At 64.5% G+C, this 13328-nt stretch carries 15 protein-coding genes; 10 read left to right on the forward strand and 5 right to left on the reverse strand.

Translation table 11 applies throughout. The features are described from left to right. Positions 1-19: 19 nt before the first annotated feature. A complete protein-coding gene (locus EPB08_RS17070; RefSeq protein ID WP_130620316.1) occupies positions 20-505 on the reverse strand; it encodes a hypothetical protein in 486 nt (161 codons plus the stop codon). 150 nt (positions 506-655) lie between these two features. Here EPB08_RS17070 and EPB08_RS17075 point away from each other — a divergent pair, with 150 nt between their 5' ends. After that, positions 656-1936 (forward strand): winged helix-turn-helix domain-containing protein, encoded by a 1281-nt coding sequence (locus EPB08_RS17075; protein ID WP_229238385.1) that lies wholly within the window; start codon positions 656-658, stop codon positions 1934-1936. 3 nt (positions 1937-1939) lie between these two features. Here the strand turns inward: EPB08_RS17075 and EPB08_RS17080 are convergent, their stop codons facing one another. Then, complete coding sequence (locus EPB08_RS17080; RefSeq protein ID WP_229238386.1) at positions 1940-2452, reverse strand: hypothetical protein; 513 nt, start codon at positions 2450-2452, stop codon at positions 1940-1942. A gap of 376 nt (positions 2453-2828) precedes the next feature. On the opposite strand from EPB08_RS17080, the gene EPB08_RS17085 reads away from it, so the two are divergent. The 6 genes from EPB08_RS17085 (at position 2829) to EPB08_RS17110 (ending at position 6922) form a co-directional block, all read left to right on the forward strand. Continuing rightward, on the forward strand, positions 2829-3038 hold the full coding sequence (locus tag EPB08_RS17085; RefSeq protein WP_130620318.1) for a cold-shock protein: 210 nt from the start codon (positions 2829-2831) through the stop codon (positions 3036-3038). Positions 3039-3315: 277 nt separating this feature from the next. Beyond that, positions 3316-3525: a cold-shock protein gene (locus EPB08_RS17090; RefSeq protein ID WP_019465668.1), complete on the forward strand. Its 210-nt coding sequence runs from the start codon at positions 3316-3318 to the stop codon at positions 3523-3525. Between the two features lie 121 nt (positions 3526-3646). Next, the gene (locus EPB08_RS17095) at positions 3647-4543 is read left to right on the forward strand and encodes an alpha/beta hydrolase family protein (RefSeq protein WP_130620319.1); all 897 of its coding nucleotides are present in this window, start codon (positions 3647-3649) and stop codon (positions 4541-4543) included. A gap of 54 nt (positions 4544-4597) precedes the next feature. Further along, positions 4598-5656 (forward strand): NADH:flavin oxidoreductase/NADH oxidase, encoded by a 1059-nt coding sequence (locus EPB08_RS17100; protein ID WP_130620320.1) that lies wholly within the window; start codon positions 4598-4600, stop codon positions 5654-5656. Positions 5657-5670: 14 nt separating this feature from the next. Continuing rightward, positions 5671-6543 carry a pirin family protein gene (locus tag EPB08_RS17105; protein ID WP_130620321.1) on the forward strand — a complete coding sequence of 291 codons (873 nt, stop codon included), beginning with the start codon at positions 5671-5673 and terminating at the stop codon, positions 6541-6543. Positions 6544-6619: 76 nt separating this feature from the next. Then, on the forward strand, positions 6620-6922 hold the full coding sequence (locus EPB08_RS17110) for an Mpo1-like protein (protein WP_130620322.1): 303 nt from the start codon (positions 6620-6622) through the stop codon (positions 6920-6922). Positions 6923-7041: 119 nt separating this feature from the next. Here the strand turns inward: EPB08_RS17110 and EPB08_RS17115 are convergent, their stop codons facing one another. Then, positions 7042-7431 (reverse strand): cytochrome c, encoded by a 390-nt coding sequence (locus EPB08_RS17115; RefSeq protein ID WP_130620323.1) that lies wholly within the window; start codon positions 7429-7431, stop codon positions 7042-7044. A 110-nt stretch (positions 7432-7541) separates the two neighbouring features. On the opposite strand from EPB08_RS17115, the gene EPB08_RS17120 reads away from it, so the two are divergent. Further along, entirely contained in the window at positions 7542-8405 is an 864-nt protein-coding gene (locus tag EPB08_RS17120; protein WP_425598266.1) for a tRNA threonylcarbamoyladenosine dehydratase, read from the forward strand. Positions 8406-8470: 65 nt separating this feature from the next. Here EPB08_RS17120 and phbB read toward each other — a convergent pair whose 3' ends face one another. Further along, the gene (gene phbB / locus EPB08_RS17125) at positions 8471-9211 is read right to left on the reverse strand and encodes an acetoacetyl-CoA reductase (protein WP_130620324.1); all 741 of its coding nucleotides are present in this window, start codon (positions 9209-9211) and stop codon (positions 8471-8473) included. Positions 9212-9360: 149 nt separating this feature from the next. Continuing rightward, on the reverse strand, positions 9361-10221 hold the full coding sequence (gluQRS, locus tag EPB08_RS17130; protein ID WP_130620325.1) for a tRNA glutamyl-Q(34) synthetase GluQRS: 861 nt from the start codon (positions 10219-10221) through the stop codon (positions 9361-9363). 217 nt (positions 10222-10438) lie between these two features. Between gluQRS and htpX the strand changes: the two genes are divergently transcribed. After that, positions 10439-11335, forward strand: coding sequence for a protease HtpX (gene htpX / locus EPB08_RS17135; protein ID WP_130620326.1), 897 nt, complete (start codon positions 10439-10441; stop codon positions 11333-11335). Positions 11336-11441: 106 nt separating this feature from the next. Further along, on the forward strand, positions 11442-13313 hold the full coding sequence (htpG, locus tag EPB08_RS17140; protein ID WP_130620327.1) for a molecular chaperone HtpG: 1872 nt from the start codon (positions 11442-11444) through the stop codon (positions 13311-13313). Positions 13314-13328: the final 15 nt, after the last annotated feature.

Here is a 13328-nt window from a genome sequence, read left to right on the forward strand (position 1 = left end):
CCGCTGGGGGAGCACTATCTTACTGGTTGTTCAACCAGCGATCGTACTGGGCCTTGGTGATGTGACCCGTATGACCCTTGTCGACGTAGAGGAAGTCATTGGCCAGCAGCGGATATGCAGTGGCCTGGTCCTCGGTGATGAAGCGGGTGCCGCCCGAGAGTTGTTCGAAGCTCGGTGCGGGGCCCGCAACCACAGGGGGCACGCTGGAGTTAATCGTCACTTGGCCCTGCGGGCTGTTGACGTTGGCCTGGGTGCCTCCCGGTGGTGCCGGCGTCGGCGTTGCGGCAGGCATGGTCGTTGTCGGTGCCGCTGGCGCAGCGGCGGTCGAGGGCAGGGTGGCGGACCTCGGGGCCGGCGGCGGAGGTGGCGTGGCAGGCATGGGCGCTGCGGGAGCCGGCGGCGGTGGCGGCGGAGTCTGCATGCTTTGGTCCTGGGCAAGCAGCGAGCCAGCGAACGTCATAGAACCGGCGATCAGAAGCGCGAGCAGTGATTTGCGTGATTTCATCGTCTTTACTCCATGCCAGAATGCGTGGCTAGTGGACGGATGTGCGCGGGGCGGTGAACGTGGCGATATCGCGCTGAGAGCACCTCCTCGCTGATCACCACGCTATCAAAGGCCCTATAAATGCCGCCTCAATACAGGCATCGAGAACGCGTGAAGTCATCGTTACCGTTGTCGGTTCCTTCATGTAGCGCGTCGCTGCATCTGTCGCTCGCACAGGCGCAGCGACTTCACCTCGCCGCGCAAGGCCTGCTGCGCAAACCCCGGGCAAAGGCAAGGGCTGCCGATGTCGTGGCGACGATCGCGCGCATGCGCTTGCTGCAGATCGACAGCATCCATGTGATTGCGCGCAGCCCGTACATGGTGCTGCACGCCCGCCTGGGTGATTACGATCCGCAATGGCTGGACGATGCGCTGGAGGCCGGTCGTGTAGCCGAGTGCTGGGCACACGAAGCGTGTTTCGTGCCTGCTGCAGACCTCCCGTTGCACCAGGCCTGGCGCATGCAGCGATCGATGCACTGGGCGTACAAGCACGCCTCGCGCATGCATCGCGAGCACCGCGATGGCATGGATGCCGTGCTTTCGCGCATCCGCGAAGCGGGCGCGGCCCGCGCCGCCGATTTCGAGAGCGAACAGCGTGGCGCTGGAGGATGGTGGTCGTGGAAGCCCGAGAAACGTTGGCTCGAGGCGTGGTTTGCGCTGGGGGAGCTGATGGTGACGCGGCGCGAGCGATTCCAGCGTGTCTACGATCTCGCCGAACGGGTACTGGCCAAGCTCGATCCGCCGCTCGACGGGACCTTGATGCAGATGGATCACGCCGCACTACGACAGCGTTTCATCCTCGACAGCGTGCGCGCACTGGGCGTGACGCAGGCACGCTGGATCGCCGATTACTATCGCTTGAAGCCCGCCGTCACCGATCGCGAACTCGCGCCGTTGGTCGAGTCCGGGCAGTTGGTGGCAGTGAATGTGGCGGACTGGGCCGTGCCCGCCTATGTACATCCCGATCACGCGGACCTGCTCTCGCAGGCCGCTGGCGGGAAACTACGCGGCACCTACACCGCGTTGCTGTCGCCGTTCGATCCGGTCGTGTGGGACCGCGCGCGGGCAGAGGCATTGTTCGGATTCGAATACACCATCGAGTGCTATGTGCCGGCACCCAAGCGGCGTTACGGCTATTACGTGTTGCCCATCCTGCATCGGGGACGACTGGTGGGGCGTGTCGATGCGAAGGCGCACCGGGCGGAGGGCGTGTTCGAAATCAAGGCGCTGTTTCTCGAGCCGGGTATCGACCCGACGCCAAGCTTGCTCCAGGACATCGCCGAGGCCGTGAGCACGACCGCGCACTGGCATGGCACGCCGAGGATTCGCCTGGGACGAACGCGCCCGGCCAATGTTGCGGGCGCGTTGCGTGCATGGTGGCGCGAACGCTGAGTCTCAGCGGGTCGTGCCCGATGCGGAAGAGGACGTAGCCGGGCTGGTCGGCCCGCAGGCCTTGCCATGCAGCGCCTGGCGCAGTGTCTGGGCCAGTGCCGTACACCGCCCGCTGAGCTGTGGCCGCGTGTTGGGATCCTGCGAGTCACGCATCAGGCTGTCGCGCATGGCTTCGTAATGCCCTTCGATCTGGTCGGGCGCATAGATCGCCGCCGTGCGATGACAGGCGACATAGCTGGCCAGATAGTCGTCGCAGGCCGGAATACCGGTGCTGCCGGCCTGGGGGGCGCTGGTCGTCGGTGAAGGCGATGAGCTGGCGGCGGCCCTGGAGCGGGTAGTCGCGTTGCCTCCGCTGCGGGGCGTGGCGGTGGTTGAGGCTGAGCCGGTCACCGTCTGCGATCTGGCGTGCGTCGACGTCGTCGTGGTGGTGGAGGAGGGGTTGCTGGCACAGCCGGCCAGCGCGACGCCGCCGGCGATCAGGGAGAACAGGGCCAGGCGGGAACGACGGGACATCATGAATCTTCTCCTTCAAATGGCCGGTCGGACGCCCCGGCGGTCTCATGGGCCGCTGCGAGGGGAAACAGAATCCACATACTCGTCCTTCACGGTAAAGAACGGATGAAATGAGAAGACGGCGTGAAAATCAAACGGTAACCCCGTTTTGTCGTGTGGGATTCATTCAGTTTGAGTAAGACCTGCGATTAGCTATGCGTCCAAGGACCGGTTATGATGTATAGACTGAGTTTGCCGGGGTCACCAAAGTTTTGTGACCCGATGCCGCCTGATCTCGATCTAGCCTCATCGCATCACCCCTAGGGTTTCCTTGCATACCAGTAAGTCGGCCTGCGCACGTTGCGCAGGTTGAGTCTTTTTATCCTACGGAGTGATTTACATGTCTGATCGTCAGATCGGTACCGTCAAGTGGTTCAACGATGCCAAGGGTTTCGGCTTCATCAGCCGTGACAACGGCCCGGACGTTTTCGTGCATTTCCGCGCGATCCAGGGCAATGGCTTCAAGAGCCTGCAGGAAGGCCAGAAGGTCAGCTTCAAGGTCGTGCAGGGCCAGAAGGGCCTGCAGGCTGACGAAGTGATGCCGCAGTAAAAAGCGTTATTCATAACGCAATTAAAAAGCCAGGCAGCAATGCCTGGCTTTTTTATTTTCTTCGCAAATGTCGTTGAAATGTGAAAATGATTAAAGTCATTCACTTCCATTAAAGAAATCCGTTATGCTGGATTCACTGTGGTTGCTCGGTCACGTGCGTGCCCGATGCGTGACCCACCCGGGTCCACATCGCTTCACCCGATCCCTGCATGCCCAGTAAGCCGTCGGCCAAAGGGGAGGCTGACTTGTCTCAGCGTCGAGCAGATCGGAGTGAGTCATGTCGGATCGTGAAGTTGGCACAGTCAAATGGTTCAACGACGCCAAAGGGTTTGGCTTTATAAGTCGTGAAAGCGGACCCGACGTCTTCGTGCATTTCAGGGCAATCAGCGGCTCGGGTTTCCGTAGCCTCAAGGAGGGACAGAAGGTGAGCTTCAAGGTGGTGCAGGGCCAGAAGGGCCTGCAAGCCGATGAAGTCGCACCTGCCTGATTTACGTCTCTCTCTCCAATAGAAAAGGCCGGCGCAAGCCGGCCTTTTTTATGCGCCGCTTTTTCCCATTGCGTGGATTCGTTAGCCTGCGTCGTTTCGTTTCATTCTCATGCGGATAATCATGTCCACGCTTTTGCCTCCAACATCATCACTGCCGGTCTGCGAAGTTTTGCCTGCACGCGCTGCCGATGGCGCATATGCCGAGGTGTTGTTGCAGTTGCCCGCGGGCTCGCCGCATCGAGTGCTTTACTGGTTGCCGGCGTTGGGCGTGTCGGCCAGGCAATACCTGCCGCTTGCGCAAGCACTGGCCCAATCGGGCGTTGCCGTGGCGATCCACGAGTGGCGCGGCATCGGCTCCAGCGATAGGCGCGCGAGTCGCCAAGCGAACTGGAGCTATCGCAATCTTCTCGAAGACGACCTGCCCGCGGGGCTTGCCGCTGTACGGCAACGTCTTCCGGTCGCGCGCTGCCTGTTCGGCGGGCATAGCCTGGGGGCTCAACTGGCCTCGCTCTACGCCGGCCTGCATCCGGAACGTGTCGCCGGCCTGGTGCTGGTGGCCAGCGGCTCGCCGTACTGGCGGCAATTTCCTCAGGATCGCCTGATCTGGCTGGCCTTGACCGCGGCACCGTGGCTGGCGCGGCTATGTGGCTACCTTCCCGGACGCAGGATGGGTTTCGGCGGCAATGAGGCGCGCGGGGTGATCGACGATTGGGCGCGTAGCGGGCGCACAGGGCGATATGCCGCCGTCGGTATGCCTGACGATTTCGAGGCGCGCCTGGGACGCCTGACGCAGCCCCTGCTGGCCCTGCGCCTCGCTGACGACTGGTTGGCGCCTGAAGCATCCCTGTCGTGGTTGCTCGGCAAGATGCCGCAGACACGTAGCGAGCAGCAGCTCATCACCTCACGCGACATGGATGGCAGGCCTGCGGATCACTTCGGCTGGATGAAGGCACCCCGGCCGGTGGCGGGGCGCATCGCGGCATGGTCGGCAGGGCTGTCGCCTGTTTCCGACCCTTGAAGCCGGCGCGCATCGCCGGCATGTCTGCCTGATCTTTTTCACGGACCCGGTTCGATGAATCTCTTTACGCCTCTCGCCCAACGCGGCCTTTCCCTGCGCAATCGCCTGGCGATCGCGCCCATGTGCCAGTACTCGGCCAACGAGGGCGTGCCCGATGACTGGCATCTGGTCCATCTCGGCAGCCGCGCCGTGGGCGGTGCAGGTGCGGTGATAGCGGAAGCGACTGCCGTATCGGCGGAGGGGCGCATCTCGGCCGGCGACGTCGGTTTGTGGAACGACGCGCAGCTCGCCGCGTGGCAGCCGATCACCCGGTTCCTGACCGCGCAAGGCGCTGTCGCGGGCGTGCAGTTGGCGCATGCCGGCCGCAAGGCCAGCGTGTTGCCGCCATGGGAGGGTGGTCATCCGCTGGCGGCGGACGCTGGCGCCTGGCAGACCGTGGCGCCGTCCGCCGTGCCGTTTGACGCGCACTGGCACGTGCCCCGGGCGCTCGATGCGGCCGGCATCGCCAAGGTCATCGCGGACTTCCGTGCGGCGGCGGTGCGGGCGCTCGAGGCTGGGTTCCAGCTCGTCGAAGTGCATGCGGCCCATGGCTACCTGCTGCACCAGTTCATGTCGCCGTTGAGCAACCATCGCACCGACGCCTACGGTGGCAGTTTCGAGAACCGCACACGCCTCGTGCGCGAAGTGGTCAGCGCCGTGCGCGAAGTGTGGTCGGAACATCTGCCACTGTGGCTGCGCGTCTCCGCCACGGACTGGACCGATGGCGGCTGGGACGTCGAGCAGAGCGTGCAGCTGGCGCGCGACGTCAAGCCGCTCGGCATCGATCTCATCGACGTCTCCAGCGGAGGATTGATCCCGCACGCCAAGATTCCGGTGTCGCCCGGTTACCAGGTGCCGTTCGCTTCGCGCATTCGGCACGATGCCGACATTGCGACGGGCGCGGTGGGGCTCATCACCGAATCCACACATGCCGCGCGCATCATCGACGAGGGCGCCGCCGACGTGGTGCTGATCGCGCGAGAGAGCCTGCGCGATCCTTATTTCCCGCGCCGTGCGGCGCAGGAACTGGGGGTGTCGATCACGGCACCGGTGCAATATCAGCGGGCGTGGTAACCAGAGGAGCCGACATGGAACAGCAGCCGATCCTGATCGACGGTCGTGTACACGACCTGGGCGATGGCTTCAATGTGCGACGCCTGTTGCCCGTACTGCAGGCACGGCATGTGGGGCCGTTCGTGTTCTTCGACTACATGGGCCCCGTGACTTTCCTCGAGGACAAGGGCATGGACGTACGCCCGCATCCGCATATCGGGCTGGCCACGGTGACGTGGTTGTTCGAAGGCGTGATCCGTCATCGCGACAGCCTCGGCAGCATCGCGGATATCCGCCCGGGCGAGGTGAACTGGATGACGGCCGGGCGCGGCATCGTGCATTCGGAGCGCACGCCGCCCGAAGCGCGCGGTGGCGGACAGCGTGCGCATGGCATCCAGGTGTGGGTGGCTTTGCCGCAGAAGGATGCGGAGGTGGAGCCGGAGTTCCATCACCACGACGCCGAGGAGCTGCCGCGCATCGCATTGCCGGGTGCGAAGCTGGTGCTGATCGCGGGCACGGGCTACGGGCAGCAATCGCCGGTGAAGGTATTCGCCCCGATGTTCTTCATCGAGGCCACGCTGGAGGCGGGCGCCGAGCTGTCCTGGCCCGAGGATCACGTGGAACGTGGCGTATGCGTGGTCGACGGCGAGGTGGAATGGGATGGTGTCTCGGTGAAGCCGATGCAGGCCGCCGTGCAGACTGGTCCGGATTCGCCACCGCTGCGCGCACGCACGGCCAGCCGGGTGATGTTGTTCGGCGGTGCGCCGCTGGATGGCGAGCGGCACCTGTGGTGGAACTTCGTCGCCAGCAGCCGCGAGCGCATCGAGCAGGCCAAGGCCGACTGGGCAGCGCAGCGCATGGGCACGGTGGTTGGCGACGAGGCGGAGTTCATCCCGCTGCCGCCCTGATCTCGATGCTGCAAGGGCGCATGCATGGTCGGGCGCGCCGGTTTACGCTGTCGCCGTCACGACAGGGGTGAACTGCATGTCCGGCTATGCCAGCTTCCGCGATTTCTATCCGTTCTATCTGAACGAGCACAGCGACCGTCAATGCCGCCGCATGCATTTCATCGGCAGCTCGCTGGTGCTGGGGGTGATCGTGGTCGCGCTGGTGACAGGCAACGCCTGGTGGCTGCTGGCGGCGCCGGTGGCGGGTTATGGCTTCGCCTGGATCGGCCATTTCGTGTTCGAGAAGAACCGGCCCGCCACCTTCACCCATCCGCTCTACAGCCTGATGGGTGATTGGGTGATGTACTGGGACATCCTGCGGGGCAGGATCAAGCTCTGAGAAATCGCCCAGCCGCTCTTTTGTAGGAGCGCACCCAGTGCGCGAAAAGCCGACGGAGCGGAGGTGCCGAAACTCCGCGGTCGCGCACTGGGTGCGCTCCTACAGGTTATTTGGGGCGCTCAGCGGTATTGCTGGTGGCAGGACTGGCAGGTCTCGCCGATCGGCTTGAGCACCGCGGCAAGCGCCTTGCAGTCAGCCGGTGCGGCGTCGATGGCGGCCTGGGTCTTGTCGTGCAGCTTCTTCGCTTCGTCCAGGAAGGGCTGGTCGACACCAGGGAAGGCATCGCCGATGTCGGCCTGGGTTTCCAGCAAGCGGGTGAGGTGCTGGCGCACGGGGGTGGCATCGCAGTGCTGGGCCTTGAGGGCGGCGCGAAGTTCGCCGGCGTGGTGGTCCATCAGCGACATCACCGAATGGGACAGCGGCTGGTGCTGGCGTAATGCGTTGAGGGCGAACACCGTGCCGACGATGCCGATGAAGAGGCCGAGCACGATCAGTAGAGCAGCGCGCATGCGATGGATTCCCGCGAAATGGCACAAAGAGGCCAAGCATAACCGGCGCCCTGCACGGCGGCGCGCCTCCCGCTAAAATGTACTGTCTTCAAGATGTTGGTAGGTTCCTTGTGAAGCACCCTGATGGCGCGGCCGGTGTGGCCATAGCGCGACATACCCCTGATGCCACGCCCGCGGGCGAGGTGGCGTTTCCGCGCGAGCGTTTTGCCGGCGTGGAGCGCCTGTACGGCACCGGCACGATCGATCGGCTGGCCCAGGCCCATGTGTGCGTGATCGGCATCGGTGGCGTGGGTTCGTGGGCGGCCGAGGCGCTGGCGCGCAGCGGGGTGGGGCATCTCACGCTGATCGATGCTGACGACATCTGCGTGTCCAACACCAATCGCCAGTTGCATGCGCTCAATGGCGAGTTCGGCAAGTCCAAGGTCGGCGTGATCGAAAAGCGCCTGCGCGCGATCAATCCGGCCATCAAGGTCGACGCGATCGAGCGCTTCCTCACCACGTCCACGCTGGACGAGCTGCTCGACCGTGGCTACGACGTGGTGCTGGATGCGTGCGATGCATTCCGCGTGAAGCTGGAGGCCATCGCCTGGTGCCGCCGTCGCAAGTTGCCGATGGTGACGGTGGGTTCGGCCGGTGGCCGCACCGATGCCACGCAGATCCGCGTGCGCGACCTGTCGCGCACCGAGCACGATGCAATGTTCAGCCTGATCCGCAAAAAGCTCCGCCAGGATTTCGGTTTCCCGCGCAACCCGGATCGCTATTTCGGCGTGTCGGCCGTGTACTCGCTGCAGAACGTCCAGTACCCGCAGCCGGACGGTACGGTGTGCGGCACGCGTCCGCCGGTGGCCAACGGTACCGAGGCGCTGAACCTCGCCTGCGGCGGCGGCCTGGGCGCCGCTACCCACGTCACCGGCGCATTCGCGTTCGCGGCAGTGGGCCGGGTGATGGAACGGCTGCTTCAGGACGGGAAATAGGAAACGAAAAAGCGCCGGTCATGCCGGCGCTTTTTCGTTGCTGCCCACGGTCTTTCGGGCCGGGCTTACCAGCCCATGTAGTGGCCGCCGTTGATCGACAGGTTGGCACCCGTGATCCAGGCCGCTTCTTCGCCGGTGAGGAAGGCCACGGCGTGGGCGATCTCCTCGGGCTTGCCGAGGCGCCCCACCGGGATCTGCGCAATGATCTTCTCGCGCACTTCCTCCGGCACGGCCATCACCATGTCGGTGCCCACGTAGCCGGGCGACACCGTGTTCACGGTGATGCCGAACTTGGCGTTCTCCTGTGCCAGCGAGATGGTGAAGCCGTGCATGCCGGCTTTCGCCGCGGCGTAGTTGGCCTGGCCGTATTGACCCTTTTGGCCGTTGATCGAGCTGATCTGCACGATGCGGCCCCACTTGTGCGTGCGCATGCCTTCGATCACGGGGCGCGTCACGTTGAAGCAGGCGTTGAGGTTGGTGTTCACCACTTCCATCCACTGCGGATAGGTCATCTTGTGGAAGGTGGTGTCGCGGGTGATGCCCGCGTTGTTGACCAGAATCCCGATCGGGCCCATGGCGGCCTCGATGATGCGCACCATGTCTTCGCAGGAGTCGGGATCCTTCACGTCGCCGGGCACCAGCATCACCTCGATGCCTTCCTTCGCCATCATTTCCTTCATCGCTTCCGCCTTGGCCTGGTCGCGATAGTTGGTGGCGACCCGATGCCCCTGGCGGGCCAGATACCGGATGATCGCGGTGCCGATTCCGCCCGTGCCGCCAGTGACCAATGCCGTGCGCTGCGTCATGCCTGTTCTCCGAATGATGACTGGTGCCTGTTCGCCCCGTTGCCGGGCGACGCCATGTGTAACCGTTCTACATGGCAAAACGTCTACGGAGCATACGCAAATTCGACGGCAACGTGAGGTGAGTTTGCCGACCGAAGGTTGGGCGTCGTTTAGGCGGCCATGCGTTCGCTGCAGTGCGGCAAGCGCGTGGGGTCGAATCGCTCGAGCGCATGGTCAAGCAGGTCGCCTGGCTCCCGGGCCGTGGACGACACCGGCAACTCGAGGAACGCCAGGGCCCGCCCCAGCGCGGGCAGGGGATCCGTAGGGTCGACCGGATGCGCCTGCTCGGACTTGGAGAGTTTGCGCCCGCTGCCGTCCAGCGCCAGTGGCAGGTGCAGGTAGCTGGGCGTGGGCAGATTCAGGCAACGCTGCAGGAAGATCTGACGCGGCGTGGAGTCGAGCAGGTCGTTGCCGCGCACGACTTCGGTGATGCCCTGGGAGGCATCGTCCACCACGCAGGCCAGTTGGTAGGCGTAATAGCCCTCGACCCGGCGAATCACGAAGTCGCCCGCCGTGCTGCGCAGGTTCTGGGCCTGGGGGCCTTGCAGGGCGTCGTCGAAGCTGACGTCGATGTCCGGGACGCGCAGCCGCCAGGCCGGTTCCCGCCCCGGGCTGGGAGCGGCCAGGCAGCGTCCGTCCAGATGCAGGCCACCGGCCAGGTCATTGCGGCTGCACCAGCACGGAAAGACCTGGTCGGTCGCCTTGAGTTGCTCGAATGCGGCGTCGTAGGCGGCCTGCCGGTTCGACTGGAACAGGGCGGGGCCGTCCGCCATCAGCCCGAAGGCGGGCAAGGCGGCCAGGATGCTTTCGGCGGACCCTGGCATCTCGCGGGGCGGGTCGATGTCTTCCACCCTCAGCAACCATTGCCCACCGGCATGACGGGCACACAGCCAGCTGCCCACCGCGGCGACGAGTGAACCGAAATGCAAATGGCCGGTCGGAGAAGGGGCGAAACGTCCGCGGTAGGTCATCCGGTCATTGTACGAAGGAAGCCCTTCTCTGTTGGCGCGTACCTCGTGCGTGGTTCGACACCCTGCTCGGGAACGACGGCACGAACCTGCATGAACGTCGACCGCGCATAATGGCGAGGTTCCAACTGGGTGGCCTTGAAACCGCAAGATTTCGCCACGATCCTTGGGTGACGGCGAGAGCCGTCTGTGTTCCTTCATGACTGCCAAAGAGACAGCCATGCGTCGCATCGCACTGTTCCTGCTTACCAATATCGCCGTCCTGTTCCTGCTGAGCATCGTCTGCCATCTGTTTGGCGTCGATCAGTGGGCCGCCGCCCGTGGTTACGGCGGCATGGGAGGCTTGCTGATCTATGCCGCCGTGTTCGGCATGGGCGGCGCCTTCATCTCGCTGGCCATGTCCAAGTGGATGGCCAAGATGTCCACCGGCGCCCGCGTGATCGAGCAGCCGCAGAACGAAGCCGAGCGCTGGCTGGTGGAGACCGTGCGTCGCCATGCACAGAACGCAGGCATCGGCATGCCCGAGGTGGCGATCTACGACGCGCCGGAAATGAACGCCTTCGCCACCGGCATGACCAAGAACAGCTCGCTGGTGGCGGTGAGCACGGGCCTGCTGCAGCAGATGGATCGCGAGCAGGTCGCGGCCGTGCTGGGTCACGAGATCGGCCACATCGCCAACGGCGACATGGTCACGCTGACGCTGATCCAGGGCGTGGTGAACACGCTGGTGATCGTGGCTGCCCGTGTGGTTGGGCGGCTGGTCGACAGCTGGCTGTCGGGCGGTCGTGACCGCGACGGCGGTGGCGGCATCGGCTACTTCATGTCGGTGATGGTGCTGCAGCTGGTGTTCGGCCTGTTCGCCTCGATGATCGTGATGGCCTTCTCGCGCTGGCGCGAATTCCGCGCCGATGCGGCGGGCGCCAAGCTGGCCGGCCGCGGTGCGATGATCTCCGCCCTGCAGCGCCTGCAGGTGCAGCACGGTGAAAGCACCTTGCCGCAGACCATCGCCGCGTTCGGTATCTCCGGCCATCTGGCCACGGGCTTCAAGCGCCTGTTCATGAGCCACCCGCCGCTGGAAGAGCGCATCGCCGCGCTGCAGAGCGCGACCAACGCCTGATCTTCACCCGCCTTCCCAGCGAAGGCGGTAGCCTGAGGGGCCGATTCGTCGGCCCCTTCGCTTGTATGTCCTTCCCCTTGCCCGATTTCCGCATGAGCCTTTCCGTATGACGAACGCCGCGCCCGAAACCCGCAAATTCGAAGCCGAAGTCGCCCAGGTCCTGCACCTGGTCACGCATTCGCTGTACTCGCACAAGGAGATTTTCCTGCGCGAGCTGATCTCCAACGCCTCCGACGCCTGCGACAAGCTTCGCTTCGAATCAATCGGCAACCCGGACCTGCTGTCCGGCGACGGTGACCTGCAGATCCACGTCAGCTGGGACCCGGAAGCACGTACCGTCACCGTGCGCGACAACGGCATCGGCATGACGCGCGACGAAGTGGTGGCGAACATCGGCACCATCGCGAGCTCGGGTACGCGCCGTTTCCTGGAGGCGATGAGTGCCGAGCAGAAGACCGACGCGCGCTTGATCGGCCAGTTCGGCGTGGGTTTCTATTCCGCCTTCGTGGTGGCCGACCGCGTTACCGTGCTGAGCCGCCGTGCTGACCAGCCGGTGGGCGAGGGCGTGAAGTGGGAAAGCGACGGCAAGGGCGAGTACAGCTTGACCCAGGTCGATCTGACGGAACGCGGTACGTCGGTGATCCTGCACCTGAAGGCCGACGAAGATGAATTCCTCAAGGGCTGGGAGCTGCGCTCGCTGATCCGCAAGTACTCCGATCACGTGGCCTTCCCGATCCGCATGCCGGAGGAAAAGGACGGCAAGCCTTCGGACGAGTGGGAAACCATCAACGACGCCTCGGCGCTGTGGGCGAAGTCGCGCAGCGAGATTTCCGACGAGGAATACCAGAGCTTCTACAAGTCGTTGGGCCACGACTTCAACGACGCGCTCGCGTGGACCCACAACCGTGTGGAAGGCAGCCAGAGCTTCACCACGCTGCTGTATCTTCCCGAGCAGCCGCCGTTCGACCTGATGATGGGCGGACGCGACGAGCGCAAGGGCCTCAAGCTCTACATCAAGCGCGTCTTCATCATGGACGCGGCCGAAGACCTGTTGCCGAACTACCTGCGCTTCGTGCGCGGCGTGGTGGACGCCGACGACCTGCCGCTCAACGTAAGCCGCGAGATCCTGCAGCACAATCGCCAGCTCGAGCGCATCCGTGCGGCCTGCGTGAAGCGCGTGCTCGATCTCATCGAGAAGCTTTCGCGCGACGAACCCGAGAAGTTCGCCACCTTCTACAAGTCCTTCGGCAATACGCTGAAGGAGGGCATCGTGGAAGACGCGGGCAATCGCGAGCGCATCGCCAAGCTGCTGCGTTTTGCTTCGACCAAGGGTGAGGGCGCGAAGCAGTCGGTGTCGCTGGACGACTACATCGGCCGCATGGAAGTGGGTCAGGACACCATCTGGTTCATTACGGCGGACAGCTACACCGCCGCCATGGGCAGCCCGCAGCTCGAAGCGTTCAAGGCCAAGGGCATCGAAGTGCTGCTGATGTCCGACCGCGTCGACGAATGGATGCTCGGCAGCCTCAACGAATATGCGGACAAGAAGCTCCGCAACGTGGCCAAGGGCGAGTTGCCGCTGGACGATGCCGGCAAGAAGCAGCAGGAGGAAGCCAACAAGGCGGCCGAGCCGGTGCTGAAGAAGCTCAAGGACCTGCTGGGCGATCGCGTGAACGAGGTGCGCGTGTCCGCACGCCTCACTGACTCGCCGTCGTGCCTGGCGCTGTCCGATTTCGAGATGGCGCCGCACCTGGCGCGGCTGTTGCGCGAGGCGGGTCACGAGATGCCGGAAAGCAAGCCGACGCTGGAGATCAATCCGCAGCATCCCTTGCTCAAGCGCGTGGAGAGCGAGGGTGACTCGGGCAAGGCCGCCGACCTTGCCAACCTGTTGCTCGACCAGGCCGAGATCGCGGCGGGCGCTCAGCTGCCCGATCCGGCGGCCTTCGTACAGCGCCTCAATCGCCTGATCGTGGGCTGAGGGCGTCCAGGCATG

Origin of the sequence: Dyella amyloliquefaciens (genome assembly GCF_004296575.1) — a bacterium.
Taxonomy (GTDB): Bacteria; Pseudomonadota; Gammaproteobacteria; order Xanthomonadales; family Rhodanobacteraceae; genus Dyella; species Dyella amyloliquefaciens.